Here is a 20,648-nt window from a genome sequence, read left to right on the forward strand (position 1 = left end):
TCTAAATCTCTAAACATATAATCAACTACCACCTCTTTTACTGTCTTCACCCTTCCCACAAAACATTTCCTCCTCTTTTTTTGTTAGATTTGGCAAAACGATCAACTATGTCATTTCAAAATAAAACAGTTTTCATTACCGGCGCCAGCAGAGGTATAGGTAAAGCCATCGGATTGCGTTTGGCAAAAGAAGGTGCCAATATTGTTATTGCCAGTAAAAGTGTAGAAGAAAACCCAAAATTAGGCGGCACTATTTTTTCTGCGGCTGCAGAAATGGAACAGGCAGGGGGCAAAGCCTTGGCGGTGCAATGTGATATTAGAGATGAAGAGCAAGTGAAGAATGCTGTGGCACTGGCTGTGGAAAAATTCGGGGGTATTGATATACTGGTTAATAACGCATCGGCCATTAACCTGGCTTCGGCAGCACAAATTGAACCCAAAAGATTTGATTTGATGTACGATATCAATGTTAGAGGAACATTTTTTGTATCTCAGGCCTGTATTCCTCATTTGAAAAACGCTTCCAATGCTCATATCTTAAATTTATCTCCACCAATTAATATGGATAAAAAATGGTTCACTAACCATCTTGCATATACGATAAGCAAATATGATATGACACTTATTGCAATAGGTCTTGCGGCTGAGCTAAGGAAGCATGGTATTGCAGCTAATACACTGTGGCCACGTACAACCATTGCCACTGCCGCTGTAAAAAATCTTTTAGGTGGCGATGCATTGATACAGATGAGCCGAACAGTAGATATTGTGGCTGATGCTGCTTTTTATATTCTGTCGAAACCTTCGTTGGAATGTACAGGCAATAATTTCATTGACGAAGAAGTGCTAGCAAAGGAAGGGATCACTGATTTGAGTGAATATGCAGTTAATCCCGGCGGAAAATTGTACAGTGATCTGTTTATTTAACCTTGTTAATAAATATATAATTTGAAGGTGGTTTTGATGAGCGGTAATGATTCGATGTAATCTACCTGTATTTTCGTAGTCTCAAAACTGTTTGCTAAACTCAACCGACTGTATTTTAATGTATATCAAAACTACCATTGTATTGCTTGGCTTATCCATTGCTTCAATGAAGTGTATAGCACAGGCGGCCAAAAAAGAGTTGGTGATCAAAAGAACTACCGCAGCAATAAAAATTGATGGAGATCTGTCCGACTCGGCCTGGGCAACAGCGCCCCTGGCCACCAATTTTGTAGAGCGAAATCCCACACCATTCAAGCCTGAAGACCCTGCTAATGCCACCCAAATGTATTTGTTGTACAGTGACGAGGGTATTTACATCGGTGGTTATTTTCATGAAAGCAATGTAGATAGCATTGCAAAAGAATTAACGGGTCGGGACGGCTTTGGGAACAATGATTTTGCCGGAATAATATTCGATACATACGACGATCAGTTAAATGGGTTTGAATATTTTGTTACGCCACTCGGCGAACAATGGGATTCTAAAATGAGTTATGGAAATAGTGAAGATTTTGCATGGAACAGCGTATGGGAAAGTAAATCGAAATTGCAGAAAGACGGATGGAGTTTTGAAGTATTTCTGCCTTATTCTGCCATACGATTTGGGAAAAAGAAAGTGCAGGACTGGGGAATGAATCTTATTCGCCGCCGTCAGAAAGCAGCACAACAATTATTCTGGCAACCGGTTGATCAAAATATAAATGGTTTTTTAAGTCAGGAAGGAACATTGAAAAATCTTGAAAACATAAAACCACCATTGCGTTTACAATTCTCTCCTTACCTCTCTACCTATATCAACAACGATGGAGCAACCGATAAAACGACCACACAAGTAAATGGCGGAATGGATGTGAAGTATGGTATCAGCCCTGCATTTACGCTGGATATGACATTGATACCCGACTTTGGTCAGGTTGTAAGTGACAATCGTATTCTAAATCTTACTCCCTTTGAACAAAAATTTTCTGAGAACAGAGCTTTTTTTACTGAAGGAACAGAATTGTTTAATAAAGGAAATCTTTTTTACAGCAGACGTATCGGAGATTCAGAACCAATACATTTTTATGATGCGTATGATGCTACCGGAACCAATGAGTCAATTTCAAAAAATCCGAGAGGCAGCAAATTGATCAATGCCACCAAGATCAGTGGTCGTACACAAAAAGGACTTGGAATAGGGATATTAAATGCCATCACAAAACCCCAATACGCAACCATCATAAACTCTGTAAACAAAGAAGAAAGAAAATTTGAGACCAATCCCCTAACCAATTATAATGTGTTTGTGTTGGATCAAACACTTAAATATAACAGCAGTGTAAGTTTTGTAAACACAAATACATGGCGTAGCGGTAGTGATTATGATGCGAACGTTAGCTCATTTCTTATTGATTTGAATGATAAAACAAATACCTGGAATGTTGGAGGAAATGTAAGCGTTAGTAATTTAATAGGTATCAATAATAAAACGATTACCGGCTATGCTCATAGTGTTTATTTTGGTAAAAGAAGCGGCCATTTCACTTTTAATATATGGCAGAACCTGATCAATGCAAAGTATGAAAAAAGCGATCTTGGTTATTTTACCAACAACAATACAATGGATCAGGGAATATGGTTGAGTTATAATTGGAATAAGCCTACTAAATGGTACAATCAAGTGAACGTTGCGTTGGATACATGGCATGGCAGATTAGTATCCCCAATCGATGTATTGAAACGAAAAGAAATGATGTATCAAAACACCGGTTTCAGTCTTGATGGAAAAGCTCAACTGAAAAATTTATGGTGGGTAGGTATTACATTGAACGGAGCAATAAAAGAAAATGATTTTTATGAACCAAGGGTGTATGGAAGGTTTTTTAAAAATACACCAAGAATGGGCTTAAATCTTTGGTGGGAAAGTAATAATGCGAAAAAACTTTCTTTCTATGGTAATGTGTTTAATGCAGGCGGCAATGTTTTTAACAGAAGAACAAGAGAACTGGGATTGGGAGGAAAGATCAGATTCAACAGTAAGTTCTCCTTAGATCATTTCGTTTATATAACAAGGCATAGAAACCAGCAAGGGTGGGCTTATACAGGATATACAGGAACAAACGATCCGCTAGCCGACACAATAATTTTTTCGAGAAGAACGGTGAATACTACAGAAAATATTCTGAGTATGAAGTACAGTATCAATAATAGAATGGGTATTACATTCAGGGCAAGGCACTATTGGAGCAAAGTAGATCCCAAGCAATTTTATCAGCTAAATACAGATGGAAATTTTGAAACACCTGCTGTTCCTTTCACAAAAAATGTCAATCAAAACTATAATTATTTTAGTGTGGATATGGTGTATAACTGGCAGTTTGCACAAGGGAGTTTCTTTAGTGTGGTTTGGAAAGATATAGCAGAGACCTTCGATAGAAAACTCGATTCATACGGAAAGAATTTTTCCAATACTATTTCGAGTCCACAATTCAATAGCCTATCCCTAAGGGTCATCTATTTTCTGGATTACCTTACTTTAAAAAACCGTAAGAAGAAGACGGTGTAATTACTGGCCTTGTTGTTGCTCCGGCCTCATCATCGGGAAAAACAATACATCTTGTATAGAATGTTGATTGGTCAATAGCATAGCAATTCTATCTATACCAAAGCCAATACCACTTGTGGGTGGCATACCATATTCCAAAGCACGTAAGAAATCGTGATCAATGAACATTGCTTCGTCATCACCACGTTCCATTAATTTCACTTGCTCTTCAAAACGTTCTCTTTGTTCAATGGGATCGTTCAGCTCACTATAAGCATTGGCAATTTCCTTGCCGTTACACATCAATTCAAAACGTTCTACCAGTCCGGGTTTGCTGCGGTGTTTTTTAGTCAACGGACTCATTTCTACAGGATAGTCTGTAATGAAAGTAGGTTGTACATAATTGCCTTCACACTTTTCTCCGAAAATCTCATCGATCAATTTTCCTTTACCCCATTTTGCATCTGCATGAATTTTTAATGCGGCACAAACTTCTCTGATACCGGCTTCATCCATTTCACTAATATCATACCCTGTATGTTCTTTAATAGCGTCAAACATCGTTATGCGTTTGTATGGCGCTTTGAAATCAATTTCTCTGTCACCCACAATTACCTTGGTAGAACCATTCGTCGCAATAGCAGCTCTCTCCAGCATTTGCTCTGTTGTATCCATCATCCATTCATAATCTTTGTACGCTACATAAAATTCCAATACGGTAAACTCAGGATTGTGTGTACGGTCCATACCTTCATTTCTGAAGTTGCGACTGAATTCATACACCCACTCAAATCCACCAACGATCAATCTTTTTAAATACAATTCGTTTGCAATTCGCATGTACATAGGTACATCCAGTGCATTATGATGAGAGATGAAGGGTCTTGCAGATGCACCACCGGGAATGCTTTGCAATACAGGCGTATCAACTTCTAAGGCGCCACGTTCATTTAAAAACTCACGAATGGCATTCACCATTTTGGTACGCTTAACAAAAGTTTCTTTTACACCCGGGTTTACAATCAGATCGGCATAACGTTGACGATAACGGAATTCCGGATCGGTTACTTCATCAAACGCTTCGCCATCTTTTTCTTTTACGATCGGCAGTGGACGCAATGATTTTGTAAGAATGGAAAACTCACGTACATGAATAGATGTTTCTCCGGTTTTAGTAGTGAATACATATCCTTTTATACCAACAATATCCCCAATGTCAACTAATTTTTTCCAAACGGTTTGGTATAAAGTTTTATCCTCTCCCGGACAAATATCATCTTGCTTAATATAAAATTGAATTTTACCAACAGCATCCTGTATCACTGCAAAATTTGCTTTACCCATATCACGTACACTCATGATCCTGCCGGCAATGCATACATCAGCAAAATCTGCCTTATTTTCTTCTCCCTTATAATTTTCTTTTATATAAGCAGATGTGGCGTTTACCGGGTATAAAGCAGCCGGATAAGCATCAATACCTAATTTTTTAAGTTCTTCTAATTTTTCTCTACGGATGATCTCCTGTTCAGACAAGTGCTGTGTACTCATGTAATAAAAACTTTTGGGGTGCAAAGATACCGCATGCAACTGATTTGCCCATAAATACTGTCTATGGAACGAGAGATTTATATTTTGGCAAGAATCTTGCCTATCTTTAACTACTAAACATTATGAAAATGAAAAGAATTTTAGCTGCGTTGTCTTTTGCAGTAATACTATCGGGTTGTGACGAATTAAAACAAATTGCATCTTCCTCAGGTTTGGGTGGATTAACCGAAGCCGAAGCCGGCCAGGGTATAAAAGAGGCACTGGGGCAAGGCTTGGTGAAATCGGTATTACAATTAAATAAGCAGGATGGTTTTTTCGGAGATGCAGTTTATAAAGTGTTATTGCCACCGGATGCTCAAAAGATTGGGAATACACTGAGAGATATTGGTTTTGGAAGTTTAGTGGATAAAGCTATTCTATCCATCAACCGTGGGGCAGAAGATGCAGTTGGTGCAGCTAAGCCGATCTTTGTAGACGCTATTAAAAACATGACATTGCAAGATGCTATCGGACTAGTGAAAAATGGCGACACAAGTGCTACACACTTCTTCAGAGAAAAAACTACCGCAGCATTGGTTACTGCGTTTACACCAATCATTAAAGCATCTTTAGATAAAGTAGATGCAACAAAGTATTATGGCGACCTTATCAATAAATACAATAGTTTTCCAACAACGTTTAAAAAGGTTAATCCGGATCTTACAAGTTTTGTAACCGAAAGAGCAACTGTGGCGTTGTTTGATCTGGTGGCTAAAGAAGAAGTAAATATTCGTACAAATTTTGCTGCAAGAACAACCGATATTTTGAAAAAAGTATTTGGGCAAAAGTGGTAAAGTAATATCTTGGTGCTATGAAGAAGATCATGCTGCTTTCGGTACTTATTGTATTAGCTTCAAAAAATATTCATGCTCAGGATGGGTACGGTACTCCTCCGCCACCACCTTCCGGTGCACCCGGTAGCCAGGATGTTTATGATACACCTTTTACTAAAGTAGAGATTGATGAAAGTTTTCCTGGAGGAGATGGAGCGTGGAAGCGTTATTTGAATAGAAACATTAACACGAAAGTGCCCATTAAAAAGCGTGCTAAAAAGGGAACATACAAAGTGGAGGTAGAGTTTTGGGTTGCTAAAAATGGAGCGGTGGATAGTGTAGTTGCAAAGAGTAATAATGGCTATGGGATGGAAGAAGAAGTTGTGAGGGTTATCAAAAAAAGCCCTAGTTGGTCTCCAGGACAACAAAACGGTAGAAATGTAAAGAAAAAACGTTCTGAAACATTCGTTTTTATTGTGAAGAAAAGGCGTTTATTTTAGCTTCAGGCTTAAGTTATTGTTAGTAACACCTGCCAAGCTTCATCAACTTTTCCCCTATCGAGCAATTCTTTGGCGTATTGATGAAGTTCATATTCCATATCTGCCGGGTTAATAGAATAATATTGAATGATCTGTTTTAGCTTGTCGTTAGAAAATGTAGCACTAACGGCAGGTATTTCCTCAATATCACATAGTTGTTTTAAGTGAGATTGGCTTAATACTTTGCTTTGCAGGATAGAAGCCGGAAGCATTTTTTCTTGGATCATAGTAGAGATGTTGCCGTTGATACAATATTTGAAACCTATTGAGCCCTTTTTACAAAGATTGTTTATTTTTGCCTATATTAAATAAGAAGGTTATGGAGTTTCAAAAAATTCATAATAAAGGTCAGGCGCAGTTATTTAAAAATAACTACCTCGAGTATCTTACCAAAACTCATCCGTTGGTGATTTGGGGAATGTATTTGCCTGTATTGATCCTGTTACCGTATTATTCATTGAATAGTTTAGGTTTTGATGGGTTGAAGGTTACCCTTGTTTTTCTTGGAGGAATGTTTTTTTGGAGTTTGTTTGAATATGTGATGCACCGATTTGTTTTTCACTATGTAGCCGAGAGCGAACAAGGAAAGAAAATAAATTATATTCTTCACGGAAATCATCACGAGTATCCAAGAGATAAAGAAAGATTATTCATGCCTGCAGCACCGAGCTTGATCATTTCATCTGTATTGTTCTGCTTAATGTATTTGGTATTAGGTAAAAATGTATTTCCGTTTTTTCCTGGTTTTATGTTTGGCTATTTGATATACGGATCTATGCACTATGCCATACATGCTTGGAACCCACCTTTTAAATGGATGAAAGGGTTATGGCGTAATCATCATTTGCATCATTATAAACAACAACACAGAGGTTTTGGTGTAAGCAGCACTTTGTGGGATCATGTATTCGGCACCATGTTCGATCTGAAAAATGAAAAAGAAGATAAAGAAAAAGTAAGAGAGTTAATGTATAAATAATTACCATTGCTCTTCATTACTAATATTATTATCCCGTTGACTGAATTGTTGACGGGATTTTATTTTCTCCAACTGTCGTTCAATAATTGTATCTGCAATCACATTTCCTGCGTCTTCAGTAGTCTCCTGTAGTAGCTGTTTTAATTTAGGTTCACTTACATCAATACGATACAATATCGAAACTAATTTTTCAAAATTTGTTTTAATAAGAAAGTTAATATGCTCTGCCAATAATTTCCTTAACTCCTCGAAAGAAGTATTTTCAGGCAAAGCTATTGCAAGGTCTTTATTAATATTTTGTATGATTGCTTGTTGCTCCATTAATATTTTTCAATTGCTCCCAATCCAAATAATGCAAAATCATATTTTACAGGATCATGCTTATCTAAAGTTCGTAAATATTTGGTGAGTTCTATGGCCGTTTGCCAATCGGTTTGTGTTCTGTTTAAAAGCCCTAATTTTTTAGCAACCCTCACTACATGTACATCTAAAGGACAGATCAATTGCGATGGCTTGATCTTTTTCCAGATGCCGAAATCAACTCCTTTGTCATCGTTGCGTACCATCCAGCGCAGGTACATACTTAGCCTTTTACAGGTTGAATTTTTATCAGGTGATGCAATATGTTTCTTTGTTCTTTCGGGCACATCGGATAATGAAAAAAAGTAATTATAAAAGTGTACCAATCCGTTTTCAATGGTTTCATCAGTATTTTTTATTCCTTTTGCAAATGCCGATTCGAGTGATGCATTTGAACTATAATGAAATTTAAGAAATTCAATAAAATACAAAAGATCGGTTGCGTTGAAAGTTCGATGTTTAAAAGCCATCAATCTTTTTAAATCATTATCGGCATGTTGTGTGCAAAAATCATGCGGAGTGTTATCCATTAATGACAACAACTCTTTGCTTTTGTTTATGATCGTAGTACGGTTGCCCCAGGCAAAGATAGCAGCAAAGAAACCTGCAATTTCAATGTCTTGTTTTTTTGTGAAAAGATGAGGAATGCTGATCGGATCATCTTTAATAAAAAAAGGCTGATTAAATTCATCAACCTTTTTGTTCAAAAATTTTATCAATTCTTTTTCAATCATCTTAACCGATTGCTTGTTGTAGGTCTTCTATTAGATCGTCTGCATCTTCAATACCAACGCTTAGTCTGATCAAACCATCGCTTAATCCATTCTTTATTCTTTCTTCTTTAGGGATGCTTGCATGCGTCATACTTGCCGGATGATTTACCAGCGATTCAACACCGCCAAGACTTTCCGCTAGCGAAAATAATTTTGTGGAAGACAATACTTTGTTTGCAGCTTCAATACTTTCATCTTTTAACGTAAAGCTGATCATTCCGCCAAAATCTTTCATTTGTCTTTTAGCGACTTCATGGCCCGGACTGTCTTCAAAACCAGGCCAATACACTTTTGCAACTTTGGGATGTTTGCGTAACCAGTGTGCAATGATCTTTCCATTAAAACAATGTCTTTCCATACGAATGTGCAATGTTCTGATACCTCTTAACACTAAAAAGCAATCCTGTGGTCCGGGTACAGCCCCACAACTTTTTTGAATGAAATATAGTTTGTCTCTCAGTTCTGTATCATTGATCATTAAAGAGCCTTGTATCACATCGCTGTGGCCACCCAAATATTTTGTAGCAGAATGCATTACTATATCTGCGCCAAGATCCAACGGATTTTGTAGAAAAGGTGAAGCGAAAGTATTGTCAACACAAAGCAATGCTCCGGCTTTTTTAGAAATGGCAGCTACCGCTTCAATATCGGTGATGTTCATTAAAGGATTGGTAGGAGTTTCTACCCATATTAGTTTTGTATTAGCAGTGATAGCAGCTTCAACATTTTTTACATCGGAAGTATCTACATAAATAAATTTTATACCAAAACGTTCAAACACTTTTGTGAATAGACGATAAGTACCTCCGTACATATCGCTGGCTGCAATAACTTCATCACCGGGATTCAATAATTTTATGACCGCATCAGTTGCGGCTACACCACTGCTGAATGCTAAGCCATATTTGGCATTTTCTAAAACAGCCAATGCATCTTCCAACGCCTTACGAGTAGGGTTTTGACTACGGGCATACTCATAACCTTTATGATCTCCCGGAGCTTTTTGTACATAGGTAGATGTTTGATAGATGGGAGTCATGATAGCTCCTGTGCTTGGATCAGGCTCAGCTCCGGCATGAATTATTTTTGTTGCAATTTTCATGTTATTAAATATTGAAGTACAAAGGTGAGAAAAAAATAAAGGAATTACAGAATTTGTGCTGCACATAAATACCGCCAGTCAAAATTATCGGCACTATGGGCAGACATTGGGTTGATATTATTATTTAATACAGTTGGCGTTAAAATTTTTTGACTTACTAATTTTTTCTTGGCTTCATGAATATAATCCTGTAAAACAGGGTCGGTCATCCACTGTTGCTGTGGTGTTTCGTAGCCGATCTTGTCTTTTCTCCAAACAATTTCATCCGGCAATTTTTTATCCATCGACATCCGAAGCAGCCATTTGGTCCAACCGTCATGTATTTTAAATTTTGACGAAAGAGAAAATACAAATTCTACCAGTTCATGATTTAAAAAAGGTAGCCTTACTTCTGTACTATGTGCCATACTGTTTCTGTCTGCAAAGCGTAGTAATTCTTCAAGCCCTGACTGCATGGTGTTAAAATACAAAAGGTCATTCAGCTTAGTAACGATTGGTTTGTATATACCTTCTAATTCACGACCGCTCACAGATTTTGAAAATTCACGATCAATGAATTTATGCTGTTTTGTTTTACTAAGTTCTCTTTTTTCAAGAAAAATGGCAGTATGTGACGGGAAGTAAGATGCAAAATAATTTTTTATGCCCCAGTTAAATGTGGCGTTGTTTTTTTTGAAAATATTTTTTTCGGACCTCATGTTTTTGTATTCACCTCTTGCCAAAAGTTGTTGCAAATGCCAATGTATATATTTATGATAACCTCCCAATGTTTCGTCGGCTCCTTGTCCGTCAAGCAATACTTTTACGCCATTTCGTTTTGCCAACTCAAATACTTTGTATTGGGCATAAATACTTGAAGATGAAAATGGCTCTTCCTGATAGTAACAAAGTTTTTCAAAATCCCTGATCAGATCATCTGCCGAAGGCGATATTTTAAAATTTTGTATTTTAAAATTATCAATAATACTGTCGATGTATTTTGATTCATCCTTATCGAAATTTTCAAATACTGCAGAGAATGTCTTGAGAGTATTGCTATTTGTTTGTTGAGAGCAGATAGATGAAACAATAGAAGAGCTGTCTAATCCTCCACTCAAACTTGTACCAATTGGCACATCACTTCTTAAACGTCTTTTAATAGATGTGTTAAGTAATTCAGTAAATTTTTCTATTGCATCAGTATCACTGATATTAATTTCAGTCTCTTTATTTATATCCCAATATGAAAAAATAGAAAGCTCTCTTTTGAATGGCGAAAAACTTAGGAAATGCGCCGGAGGTAGTGAATAAATATTCTCAAAAAAAGTTTCTTTTTTTTCTTTTACATTTTGCAGATGACCAATTGTTATATAGTTGAGCAGCATTTTATTGTCGGGCTTTTTTTCTATACCAATGGCCCACAATGCTTTCATTTCACTTGCAAATACCAAATGATTGCTTTCTTCGTAATAATAAAATGGTTTTTCTCCAAAACGATCTCTTGCTGCAAAAAGTGTTTTATTTTTTTCGTCCCAAATGGCGAATGCAAACATGCCGTCGAACTCTTGCAGACAATCTTCTTTCCAGTGATCGTAAGCCGCTAAAATAATTTCTGTGTCAGATTGAGAAGTGAAGCTGTAGCCATGTTTGAGCAGCTCTTCTTTTATTTCTATGTAATTATAAATTTCGCCATTATAAACAATGGAGTATCTGTTTAAATAATGCATGGGTTGGCTTGCAGTGTCTGTCAGGTCAATGATGGATAATCTTTGATGGGCTAAGCCAACATTGCCTTCGTGGTTTATCCAGTATCCGTTCCCGTCGGGCCCTCTATGAGCAAGGGATCTGCCCATAGTTTGTAATAAATTCTTATTTACTACAAATGCATTGTATGATATAATGCCTGCAATTCCACACATATTGTAAATATCTAAAAAAAATCCCGGCATATAGCCGGGTTGCAAAAATATTATTGACAAATATTAAAATGAAATAGGCATTGTAGCTCTAACATCATCCCATGCAATTTGTAAATTAGAGCCTGTAGGCGTTTTTTCAAAGGTCATTGAAAAAGCCTCAACAATATCTGATTGCTTTTTTACAGGAACATCTATCCGAACTACATCTTTTGCTTGGTTGTATTTAAACGCTCCCCAGCTATCTGTGTCTTTGTTGATGATAAGTGTCCATTTGTCTTCGTAAGGAATACAATACAATGTATACCTGCCCTTTTTAACCTTTGTGTTTTTAATGGTTACATTTTTATAGAATTCTATTTCAGTAGCTTCATTTGCACCAAGACGCCAAACCTTGCCATATTCTACCAGCTCGCCAAATATTACACGGCCATTTTTTTGAGGGCGACTGTAAATTGCTCTTGCTACTAAAGGCTCGGTGGCTTTATCCTGAATTTTTAAAACAGGATACATATCCGGATAATATGCCATATCCATTGCTGATTTATCTACCGGCGAAAATTTTGTTTGTGCAAACAGGCTTGTTGAACAAATGCAAACCATTGCAAGAAGAAACTGCTTCATAGCTTATTTTTTTACAAATATAGTTTAATCGTTTTTTGATAATTGTTGCAAATGATGAACGGCAAAATTTTTTAGTTCTGGAAAAAAGGCATTGTAAAATTTTTTCAACTCATCATAATGCGTATTAAAAATTTCAAATGCAATTGCAGACTCAGTGAGATAAGCAGCTCTACGAACCAGTCCCCCGAAACTTTTTTCAATACCATCCGTAAACTGATAATTGTATAACCAGTTTTGTGTTTTCATGAACGGCAACATTTTTTGAAACCTTTCTGGTAAGACCTCAAAATGGTCGTAAAGTTTATTGTAAGTACTTTCGGAAAATTGCAGAAGGTTTTCTTCGGTTGGAAATTGGTTGGTGTCGGTCGCTAAAAAATGATCATATACCACATCTATGAATGCTCCGGCATATAAGCGGTATTGTGGTCTGAAAAACTGTTTAGCTTCCTGTGTTGCAGGGTGTGTGTCGGTAAAATCATCTATTGCCCTATGCAAAACCATGCCTTTTTGAATACCCGTGGCGTATTCAAATTTTTTTTTGCCTTTCACGAAATCACTGATCATATTGCCGGTCAATATGTCGGGATGATTGAAAGATAGATATGCATGAGCCAGATAGTTCATAATCTCTATAAAGATACTTTAATCTATGTTTAGCAAATTTCCGAAGTTTTAAAACTTCCGAAGTCTTAGTGAGCGTAACATAAAAAAAATTACTTTTGCAGTTCAAAATTTTTAATCATGAGTAAAGGACCGATCAGCAATTTTATTGAATATCATTATCGCCATTTTAATGCCGCAGCTTTGATGGACGCAGCTAAAGGATATGTGACACATTTAGATGAAGGTGGAAAAATGATGATCACATTAGCAGGTGCAATGAGTACTGCCGAGTTGGGGTTGAGTTTGGCAGAGATGATACGTCAGGATAAAGTATCGATCATTAGTTGCACGGGAGCTAATCTTGAAGAAGATATCATGAATTTGGTGGCGCACAGCCATTATAAAAGAGTACCTAATTACAGAGATCTTTCTCCGCAGGAAGAATGGGATCTTTTAGAGAATCACTATAATCGTGTTACTGATACTTGTATTCCTGAAGAAGAGGCTTTTAGAAGATTACAAAAACATATTCATGAAATATGGAAAGATGCAGATAGCAAAGGAGAAAGATATTTTCCACATGAATATATGTATAAGATGTTGTTGAGTGGAGTGCTGGAACAGTACTATGAAATTGATCCGAAGAATAGCTGGATGCTGGCAGCAGCAGAAAAAAATATTCCTATTGTGGTGCCGGGCTGGGAAGACAGTACTATGGGAAATATTTTTGCATCGTACGTTATTAAAAATGAAATGAAAGCTACCACAATGAAAAGTGGTATTGAATATATGGTGTGGCTGGCAGATTGGTATAGGAATAACTCATCGGGAAAAGGTGTAGGATTTTTTCAAATAGGTGGTGGTATAGCCGGAGATTTTCCGATTTGTGTTGTGCCGATGATGTACCAGGATCTTGAATGGCATGATGTTCCTTTCTGGAGCTACTTCTGTCAGATCAGCGACAGTACTACATCTTACGGATCATACAGCGGGGCCGTGCCTAACGAAAAAATTACCTGGGGTAAGTTAGATATTCATACGCCTAAGTTTATTGTAGAGAGTGATGCAACAATTGTAGCTCCGCTCATATTTGCATGGGTGCTTGGGTGGTAAAAAATTAAAAGCAGGTTTAAGCCTGCTTTATTTTTTCGGTTATTTTTTGTACATTGATAACTGATTCTACTCGTATGTTTCTTATAATTAAAAAAATAGCTTTCGTTTCAATATTGGTTGTTTGTGCTTTTTCTGCAACTGCACAAAATGGCAATTTCCGTAAGCCAGATTATCAATCAATGAAAAAAACGATAGCAGATGCTAACTCTCCCTTTTATTATCCTCCATTAATGAAACGCTATATGGCCGATGATACTACCCTTACAATAGAAGAATATCGTTATCTGTATTATGGATCATCTTTAGATACAGGGTATGCAGCTTACGGAAATCCATCTGTAAGAGAACAGTTACGGAATGAAAAAGATGTTGATAAGATCATTGAATTAGAGAAAAAAGCGATCAAAGAATTTCCTTTTAACATACGAGATATTTATAATTTAAACGTAAAGCTTGAAGAAAAAGGAGATAAAGTTGGAGCATCTATTTATAATCATAAACTTATTGGCATTGTAAAAGCGATCATGTCAACAGGAGATGGGTTAACAGATTCCACCGCAATGTATGTTATTAATGTAGGGCATGAATACGACCTGATCGGTTTGTTGGGTTATCAATTTGGAGGAAGCCAGGCTCTGATCCGTGCTAAAAATGAGAGCATGGATAAAATGAAGCTCAAAAAAAATGATGATAATATCGAATACCTGTATTTTAATGTTGATGCCTTGTTTGCCGGGTTGTACGATCTTTTCAAAACCGATTAGAGAATTAGTAGATGTAAATAATTGATTTTCATTTATTTAATATTCCGTTCCCAAGCCTCTTAAGACAATCTTCCATATTTTTACCGATACCGTAAATGCGTTTCCTCTATTCGTAACCCTCAGAAGCATTTCCTTCGTTGCTTTGCACACATTTCGAACCAAAACAACGAACAAATAATGAAATTTTTCTCTTTGAAAACTACTTTTCTTCTCTTAATTACAGGTGTAGTAGCGTTGACTTCTTGTAAAAAAACTGAAACGGTGTATGAATATTACACAGTTCCGGCCACCTATAATTTTACCGATGCTGACTATAGCGAAGCTACAGCAAGAGTAAATATGTGGTCTGGGTTAACAACTTACCTTGGAAAAGGTACAAGTCGCCAGCTTAGTCAAGACACTGCAGACTATTTGTGGAATAATACAAATTCAGCTTTTACAACTGAACTTATAGTAAATCTTCAAAATACAAAAGATGCTTTAAATAGCTCTGCATTTAAACTTTCAGATAAAACTGTTGATGCAGCAGCATTTAAAAAATTAATTGATTCTGCAGTTAAGTTGAGTGAATCTAGAGGCGCTACCGCTTCAGAAGGTGTACCCGGTAAAGTGGGTACAAGATTGGTTAATTATACCGGATCAGAATTTAATCAGTTAGTGGCAAAAGGGTTGATGGGTGCTTTTCAAATGAGTGCAGTTATCGAACATTTGAATAAAGTGCTTACCGATGATAATACTACTTTGATCTCGGGAAGAACTGCTATGCAAAAAGATTGGGATATGGCATTTGGTTATGCATCTCTTCCAAAAACATACGATAGTTCAATTCAATATGCAAATACCGTTTTAGACAGACCTTTGGGTATTGGTGGTTATTACAGAGAAAGAGGAAGATACATTCAAGCCGGGGGTAAAATTTATGAAGCCTTTTTAAAAGGTCGTGCTGCAATTGGCGCAAAAGATTATGCTACTCGTAACCAGGCCATTGCTACTATTAAAGAATATCTTGAAAAAACTTTAGCAGCAGCATGTTACGAATATGCAAATGTGGGAATTTCAGGAAGCGATCTTGCTGCTAAGTTCCATGGCTTATCAGAGGGGTATGGATTTGTGTTGGCTTTAAAATACCGTCAGGCAGGTAGTGCTTTGACTGATGCCAACTATCTAAAGCTGGTAGATAACTTTAAAACAAGTTTTTATACCCTAACTGCTGATGCTACAAATGCTAAAATGAATGAGGTGAAGGCAATACTGACCGCTGCATATGGTCAGTTGCAGCCTTAACAACAGAGATCAGTATAAAATTATACTTTTGGCAAATTTTTGAAGCATCCTTCAGGAATTTGCCTTTGGTTTTGAAAGGGTTTAATAAAATTACAAATACAGATTATGAAAAAAAGGTTTGGTGGAGTTGCTGGTATAATTGCTTTGGCTGTTTCTATTTTCTTTGTTGGATGTGGGAAAGATTCGGGTAATACCGGAACAGGAACAGATGCCAATAAGGATTTTAAAATTGCGATGCTTACAAATTATGCCGACAATCTTATTATACCTGCCTATACCGATCTTCAATCAAAACTCGATGTTTTGAATACGGCTGTTGAGGCCTTTCTTGCAAGCCCGTCAACTTCAACACAAGCGTCTTTAAAAACAAGTTTTAAAAATGCGTATTTGAGTTTTGAGGGTATATCTGTTCCAAACTTCGGACCTGCTGCAGTTTTGCTGGTAAACAATTATTCAAATACTTTTCCTGCTGCAATCAATGATGTAGAAAGTGGTATACTTAGTGGTACATATAATTTTGCACAACCAATTGCATCAGATAGCATACAAGGATTTCCAACCTTAGATTATCTTTTATTTTCTACTGATGCTGTGACAAAGTTTTCAGCACCGGATGCTGCCAATAGAAAAAAATATGTGCAGGATGTGATGGCAAGATTAAAATCTTTGGTTAGTAGTTCAATTACACAATGGACCGGAACATATAAAACTGCGTTTGTTAATTCTACAAAAACAGATGTTGGAAGTTCAATTGGTTATTTGATCAATCAATTTGCATTTGAAATGGATGCACTAAAAGGACCACGTATTGGTTGGCCTTATGGTAAACAATCGGGAGGTATTGTTTTTGCAGATAAATGCGAAGCATATTTCTCGGGCATCTCTGCTGATCTTGCAGTAGCCAACCTAGCCAGCCTTAAAAATTATTATAAAGGAGGAAGCGGAAGTGGTATTGATGATTATCTGATCTTACTAAATAAGAATCAGCTGAACGCTGATGTACTTGCTCAATTTGATCTTGCATTAACAGCTTTACAGGCAATACCAAGTCCGATGTCAGAAGCATTCACCAATAATAAACCTCTAATTGATGCAGCATATATTGAGATACAAAAATTGTTAACGCTGCTGAAAACAGACGTTGCTTCAGCAACTTCTGTTCGTATCAATTATCAGGATAGCGATGGGGATTAAAAAATAAAATGTGTTTGGATCAATAACAAAAATCAATCAAAGGTTTTCGCAACCGGTACACATTGCTCCACTTGTTACTTTCAGAGTAGCATTTGGAGCAATGATGTTTATAAGCATTATTCGTTTTTGGTTGAACGGATGGATTACTGAACTGTATGTGAAACCTTCTTTTTATTTCCCGTTTTTCGGCTGGGATTGGGTACAGCCATTGGGCAGCACTGGCATGCACCTGATCTTTGCATTGATGGCAATCACTTCATTGTGCATCATGTTGGGACTATTTTACAGAATTTCAACCATCATTTTCCTTCTAGCATTTACATATGTTGAACTTATAGATATTACTAATTATCTGAACCATTATTACTTTGTAAGTATTGTAAGTTTTTTGTTGATATGGTTACCAGCAAATAGATATTATTCTCTCGATTGTATGCTGCATCCGGATCGAAAAAACAAATTTGTTCCATTATGGACAATTGGAGCAATAAGGTTACAGCTTGCAATGGTTTATTTTTTTGCCGGATTGGCAAAACTTAATTCAGATTGGTTGATCAGTGCATTGCCGATGAAAATATGGTTGCCTGCAAAATCGCATTTACCCATTGTAGGACAATTTATGTATGATGAATGGGTGGCTTATTTCTTTAGTTGGTTTGGAGCTTGCTATGATCTTTTTATTGCTTTCTTTTTGATCAATAAAAGAACAAGACCTTATGCATATGTTTTTGTATTAGGTTTCCATATTGCCACCGCCATATTTTTCCCGGGCATTGGAATGTTCCCTTATATAATGATGGTCAGCAGTTTGATATTCTTTAGCAGTCATCTGCATAGAAAAATTTGGGAATGGATAGCCAACTCAAAGAAAGATGATCAGCCAGCTATTGAGTTTACATATAGTACCTTTGCAAAAAAATTGATAGGGTCTTTACTGATCCTTCATTTTACACTGCAGGTAATTGTGCCGATGAGGTATATTTTTTATCCCGGTCATTTATTCTGGACAGAACAAGGATTTCGGTTTTCATGGCGGGTGATGTTGATGGAAAAATCTGGCAATACTTTTTTTTATATAAAAGAACCTTCGTCGGGTAAGTTATTTGAGGTGAATAATGCAGATCATCTTACCAGATTGCAGGAAAAAATGATGAGCACACAGCCGGATATGATGGTGTATTATGCACATCATCTTGCAAAAAAATATGTAGCAAAAGGGATTAAAGATCCCGAAGTGTATGTTGAAAGTTATGTGGCATTGAATGGTAGAAAATCAACTTTATTTATTGACTCAACAATTGATTTGAATAAACAAAAGACCGGCTTCCGGAATTATGACTGGATATTACCTTTTAATGATAAGAAATAAAATGACTAGGAAATATATTTTTATTTTGCTGACTACTTTTTCACTTTGTACAATTCATGTTCAAGCGCAAAGTGATACTGTCCGAAAAACAATGGACACCGTAACTGTATTGAATGGAAGTACGCAGGCTTCGGGTAAATTAAGGCAGGTAGAAGGCGTGGCTATTTATGCCGGAAAGAAAACAGAGGTGATCAATCTTGCAAATATCAATGCCAATACAGCAACAAATAATGCAAGACAAATATATGGCCGTATTGTGGGTTTGAATATTTGGGAATATGATGGAGGTGGGTTGCAATTGGGTATTGGTGGACGAGGATTGAATCCAAGTCGGGTTTCAAATTTTAATACACGTCAGAATGGCTATGATATTAGTGCCGATGCATTAGGTTATCCGGAAAGTTATTATGTGCCACCAACCGAAGCGTTGGAAAGAATTGAAATTGTACGAGGAGCAGCCGGATTGCAGTACGGCACTCAGTTTGGCGGCTTGGTAAATTTTCAATTGAAGAAAGGCGCTCCCGATAAAAAATATGAAGTAGTATCAAGACAAACTGCAGGCTCATGGGGCTTTTTTAATACATTCAATAGTGTAGGCGGAACAGTTAAGAAATTAAATTATTATACATTTTATCAATACAAACGTGGCGATAACTGGCGCCCCAACAGTCACTACGATCAACATGCTGCTTATCTTCATCTAGATTATCCGTTGACAAGTAAATTAAAGATCACCGGTGAATATTCTTTCATGCATTATCTGGCCCAACAACCCGGTGGTTTAACAGATGCAGATTTTGAAAATGACCCATCCGTATCCGTTAGAACAAGAAACTGGTTTAAGGTAAACTGGAATTTGATTAATCTTTCTTTAGATTATACTTTTAATAATCACACAAAGATCAACATGCGTAATTACGCATTGGTAGCAGGGAGAGATGCATTGGGTATTTTGAATTATATCAATCGTCCCGATCCGGGAGGGGAAAGAGACATGATGTCTGACGACTACAAAAACATTGGTTCAGAAATAAGATTGCTTCATCAATACACAATGTTTAAAAAGCAAACGAGTACTTTTTTGATTGGTACACGTTTATATAAAGGGCTTACAAAACGTTTTCAGGGAGATGCTGATGCAGGAAGCGGCCCCAAGTTTGAATTTGAAGGGATTGAGCCGGATGGATCGGGGTATGATTTTCCCGGAAACAACTTTTCTGTATTCAGTGAAAATATTTTTCAGATCAATGATAAGTGGAGTATTACTCCCGGTGCAAGATTCGAATATATTTCTACAAAAGCCGATGGGTATTATTACCAACAAATGCGTTTTGTGCCAAATGTAAAAAGATTTGAAAAGAAAGAGAATAACCGGTCCTTCGTTTTCTTTGGAATAGGGTCGTCATACAAGCTATTGAACGGAGTTGAGTTCTATGCAAATATTTCACAAAATTATCGTTCGGTAAATTTTAACGACATCCGCATATTGAATGATAATGCAAGAGTAGATTCCAGTTTGAAAGATGAAAGAGGTTATACTGCAGATCTTGGTGTAAGGGGGAAAATAAAAGACTGGTTGTATTACGATATGACAGCCTTCTATCTTAAATATAAGAACAGAATAGGTTCTGTTTTTACCCGTGATGTTGATTTCATGGTATATAGACTTCGTAAGAATGTAGCCGATAGCCGTAATATAGGTTTTGAAAGTTTAATTGAAGCCGATCTTCTGAAAGCGATCACTTATGGCCGATCGCCATATAAGCTTTCAGTCTATACCAATTTTTCGATTATAGATGCCCGTTATTATAATTCAGCGGATGCATCTATTCAAGATAAACAAGTAGAGTTTGTGCCTCCGGTTTTGTTCAGAACGGGTATTTCTTTTGGCAAAAAAGCTTACAATTTCACATGGCAGTATTCTTATGTAGGGCAACAGTATTCCGATGCTACCAATGCTGAGTTTACTCCTTCGGCAGTTGATGGGTTGATACCATCTTACAATGTGATGGACATAAGTGTAAGCTATAAATGGAAATGGGCAACCATTTTTGGGAGCATCAACAATGTAACCAATACAAAATATTTTACAAGACGTGCAGATGGATATCCCGGCCCCGGTATCATCCCTTCGGATAAACGAGGTTATTTTGTAACAGTGCAGTTCAAATTGTAA

General features: G+C 36.8%; 19 protein-coding genes. 11 read left to right on the top strand and 8 right to left on the bottom strand.

Annotated elements, in window-relative coordinates:
• Positions 1-107: 107 nt before the first annotated feature.
• Both ACQ33O_RS04280 and ACQ33O_RS04285 read left to right on the top strand, forming a co-directional pair.
• Entirely contained in the window at positions 108-926 is an 819-nt protein-coding gene (locus tag ACQ33O_RS04280) for an SDR family oxidoreductase (protein WP_430994324.1), read from the top strand.
• Between the two features lie 118 nt (positions 927-1,044).
• Positions 1,045-3,531, top strand: coding sequence for a DUF5916 domain-containing protein (locus ACQ33O_RS04285; RefSeq protein ID WP_430994325.1), 2,487 nt, complete (start codon positions 1,045-1,047; stop codon positions 3,529-3,531).
• On the opposite strand, the gene lysS is transcribed toward ACQ33O_RS04285, so the two are convergent.
• Positions 3,532-5,061 (bottom strand): lysine--tRNA ligase, encoded by a 1,530-nt coding sequence (lysS, locus tag ACQ33O_RS04290; protein ID WP_430994326.1) that lies wholly within the window; start codon positions 5,059-5,061, stop codon positions 3,532-3,534.
• 128 nt (positions 5,062-5,189) lie between these two features.
• Between lysS and ACQ33O_RS04295 the strand changes: the two genes are divergently transcribed.
• Both ACQ33O_RS04295 and ACQ33O_RS04300 read left to right on the top strand, forming a co-directional pair.
• Complete coding sequence (locus tag ACQ33O_RS04295) at positions 5,190-5,894, top strand: DUF4197 domain-containing protein (RefSeq protein ID WP_430994327.1); 705 nt, start codon at positions 5,190-5,192, stop codon at positions 5,892-5,894.
• Positions 5,895-5,911: 17 nt separating this feature from the next.
• Positions 5,912-6,373, top strand: coding sequence for an energy transducer TonB (locus ACQ33O_RS04300; protein WP_430994328.1), 462 nt, complete (start codon positions 5,912-5,914; stop codon positions 6,371-6,373).
• An 8-nt stretch (positions 6,374-6,381) separates the two neighbouring features.
• Here the strand turns inward: ACQ33O_RS04300 and ACQ33O_RS04305 are convergent, their stop codons facing one another.
• The gene (locus ACQ33O_RS04305) at positions 6,382-6,639 is read right to left on the bottom strand and encodes a hypothetical protein (protein ID WP_430994329.1); all 258 of its coding nucleotides are present in this window, start codon (positions 6,637-6,639) and stop codon (positions 6,382-6,384) included.
• Positions 6,640-6,731: 92 nt separating this feature from the next.
• Between ACQ33O_RS04305 and ACQ33O_RS04310 the strand changes: the two genes are divergently transcribed.
• Positions 6,732-7,391: a sterol desaturase family protein gene (locus ACQ33O_RS04310; RefSeq protein ID WP_430994330.1), complete on the top strand. Its 660-nt coding sequence runs from the start codon at positions 6,732-6,734 to the stop codon at positions 7,389-7,391.
• Here ACQ33O_RS04310 and ACQ33O_RS04315 read toward each other — a convergent pair whose 3' ends face one another.
• Genes ACQ33O_RS04315 through ACQ33O_RS04340 form a run of 6 tightly spaced genes read right to left on the bottom strand, consistent with a single transcriptional unit; the run spans position 7,392 to position 12,769 of the window.
• Positions 7,392-7,712, bottom strand: a complete 321-nt coding sequence (locus ACQ33O_RS04315; protein ID WP_430994331.1) for a hypothetical protein — start codon at positions 7,710-7,712, stop codon at positions 7,392-7,394.
• Positions 7,712-8,458, bottom strand: a complete 747-nt coding sequence (locus ACQ33O_RS04320; RefSeq protein WP_430994332.1) for a TIGR02757 family protein — start codon at positions 8,456-8,458, stop codon at positions 7,712-7,714. Before ACQ33O_RS04320 ends, ACQ33O_RS04315 begins: the two co-directional genes overlap by 1 nt.
• 28 nt (positions 8,459-8,486) lie before the next feature.
• Positions 8,487-9,626, bottom strand: a complete 1,140-nt coding sequence (locus ACQ33O_RS04325) for a cystathionine gamma-synthase (protein ID WP_430994333.1) — start codon at positions 9,624-9,626, stop codon at positions 8,487-8,489.
• A gap of 44 nt (positions 9,627-9,670) precedes the next feature.
• A complete protein-coding gene (asnB, locus tag ACQ33O_RS04330) occupies positions 9,671-11,554 on the bottom strand; it encodes an asparagine synthase (glutamine-hydrolyzing) (protein ID WP_430994334.1) in 1,884 nt (627 codons plus the stop codon).
• Positions 11,555-11,587: 33 nt separating this feature from the next.
• Positions 11,588-12,145, bottom strand: a complete 558-nt coding sequence (locus ACQ33O_RS04335) for a DUF2911 domain-containing protein (protein ID WP_430994335.1) — start codon at positions 12,143-12,145, stop codon at positions 11,588-11,590.
• A gap of 24 nt (positions 12,146-12,169) precedes the next feature.
• Positions 12,170-12,769, bottom strand: coding sequence for an ACP phosphodiesterase (locus tag ACQ33O_RS04340; protein WP_430994336.1), 600 nt, complete (start codon positions 12,767-12,769; stop codon positions 12,170-12,172).
• A gap of 117 nt (positions 12,770-12,886) precedes the next feature.
• Here ACQ33O_RS04340 and ACQ33O_RS04345 point away from each other — a divergent pair, with 117 nt between their 5' ends.
• The 6 genes from ACQ33O_RS04345 (at position 12,887) to ACQ33O_RS04370 (ending at position 20,648) form a co-directional block, all read left to right on the top strand.
• On the top strand, positions 12,887-13,861 hold the full coding sequence (locus ACQ33O_RS04345; protein ID WP_430994337.1) for a deoxyhypusine synthase family protein: 975 nt from the start codon (positions 12,887-12,889) through the stop codon (positions 13,859-13,861).
• Positions 13,862-13,935: 74 nt separating this feature from the next.
• The gene (locus ACQ33O_RS04350) at positions 13,936-14,625 is read left to right on the top strand and encodes a DUF4919 domain-containing protein (RefSeq protein ID WP_430994338.1); all 690 of its coding nucleotides are present in this window, start codon (positions 13,936-13,938) and stop codon (positions 14,623-14,625) included.
• 177 nt (positions 14,626-14,802) lie between these two features.
• Positions 14,803-15,909, top strand: a complete 1,107-nt coding sequence (locus ACQ33O_RS04355; RefSeq protein ID WP_430994339.1) for a DUF4856 domain-containing protein — start codon at positions 14,803-14,805, stop codon at positions 15,907-15,909.
• A gap of 105 nt (positions 15,910-16,014) precedes the next feature.
• The gene (locus ACQ33O_RS04360) at positions 16,015-17,103 is read left to right on the top strand and encodes an imelysin family protein (protein WP_430994340.1); all 1,089 of its coding nucleotides are present in this window, start codon (positions 16,015-16,017) and stop codon (positions 17,101-17,103) included.
• A 10-nt stretch (positions 17,104-17,113) separates the two neighbouring features.
• Positions 17,114-18,472 (top strand): HTTM domain-containing protein, encoded by a 1,359-nt coding sequence (locus ACQ33O_RS04365; protein ID WP_430994341.1) that lies wholly within the window; start codon positions 17,114-17,116, stop codon positions 18,470-18,472.
• Positions 18,473-18,563: 91 nt separating this feature from the next.
• On the top strand, positions 18,564-20,648 hold the full coding sequence (locus tag ACQ33O_RS04370) for a TonB-dependent receptor family protein (protein WP_430994342.1): 2,085 nt from the start codon (positions 18,564-18,566) through the stop codon (positions 20,646-20,648).

Source organism: Ferruginibacter sp. SUN002, assembly GCF_050611725.1.
Taxonomy (GTDB): Bacteria; Bacteroidota; Bacteroidia; order Chitinophagales; family Chitinophagaceae; genus Ferruginibacter.

What these genes read in the sequence shown, in the direction of transcription:
- ACQ33O_RS04280 (WP_430994324.1), top strand. Translation starts at nt 108, where the DNA reads ATGTCATTTCAAAATAAAACAGTTTTCATTACCGGCGCCAGCAGAGGT.
- ACQ33O_RS04285 (WP_430994325.1), top strand. Translation starts at nt 1,045, where the DNA reads ATGTATATCAAAACTACCATTGTATTGCTTGGCTTATCCATTGCTTCA.
- lysS (WP_430994326.1), bottom strand. Translation starts at nt 5,061, where the DNA reads ATGAGTACACAGCACTTGTCTGAACAGGAGATCATCCGTAGAGAAAAA.
- ACQ33O_RS04295 (WP_430994327.1), top strand. Translation starts at nt 5,190, where the DNA reads ATGAAAAGAATTTTAGCTGCGTTGTCTTTTGCAGTAATACTATCGGGT.
- ACQ33O_RS04300 (WP_430994328.1), top strand. Translation starts at nt 5,912, where the DNA reads ATGAAGAAGATCATGCTGCTTTCGGTACTTATTGTATTAGCTTCAAAA.
- ACQ33O_RS04305 (WP_430994329.1), bottom strand. Translation starts at nt 6,639, where the DNA reads ATGATCCAAGAAAAAATGCTTCCGGCTTCTATCCTGCAAAGCAAAGTA.
- ACQ33O_RS04310 (WP_430994330.1), top strand. Translation starts at nt 6,732, where the DNA reads ATGGAGTTTCAAAAAATTCATAATAAAGGTCAGGCGCAGTTATTTAAA.
- ACQ33O_RS04315 (WP_430994331.1), bottom strand. Translation starts at nt 7,712, where the DNA reads ATGGAGCAACAAGCAATCATACAAAATATTAATAAAGACCTTGCAATA.
- ACQ33O_RS04325 (WP_430994333.1), bottom strand. Translation starts at nt 9,626, where the DNA reads ATGAAAATTGCAACAAAAATAATTCATGCCGGAGCTGAGCCTGATCCA.
- asnB (WP_430994334.1), bottom strand. Translation starts at nt 11,554, where the DNA reads ATGCCGGGATTTTTTTTAGATATTTACAATATGTGTGGAATTGCAGGC.
- ACQ33O_RS04335 (WP_430994335.1), bottom strand. Translation starts at nt 12,145, where the DNA reads ATGAAGCAGTTTCTTCTTGCAATGGTTTGCATTTGTTCAACAAGCCTG.
- ACQ33O_RS04340 (WP_430994336.1), bottom strand. Translation starts at nt 12,769, where the DNA reads ATGAACTATCTGGCTCATGCATATCTATCTTTCAATCATCCCGACATA.
- ACQ33O_RS04345 (WP_430994337.1), top strand. Translation starts at nt 12,887, where the DNA reads ATGAGTAAAGGACCGATCAGCAATTTTATTGAATATCATTATCGCCAT.
- ACQ33O_RS04350 (WP_430994338.1), top strand. Translation starts at nt 13,936, where the DNA reads ATGTTTCTTATAATTAAAAAAATAGCTTTCGTTTCAATATTGGTTGTT.
- ACQ33O_RS04355 (WP_430994339.1), top strand. Translation starts at nt 14,803, where the DNA reads ATGAAATTTTTCTCTTTGAAAACTACTTTTCTTCTCTTAATTACAGGT.
- ACQ33O_RS04360 (WP_430994340.1), top strand. Translation starts at nt 16,015, where the DNA reads ATGAAAAAAAGGTTTGGTGGAGTTGCTGGTATAATTGCTTTGGCTGTT.
- ACQ33O_RS04370 (WP_430994342.1), top strand. Translation starts at nt 18,564, where the DNA reads ATGGACACCGTAACTGTATTGAATGGAAGTACGCAGGCTTCGGGTAAA.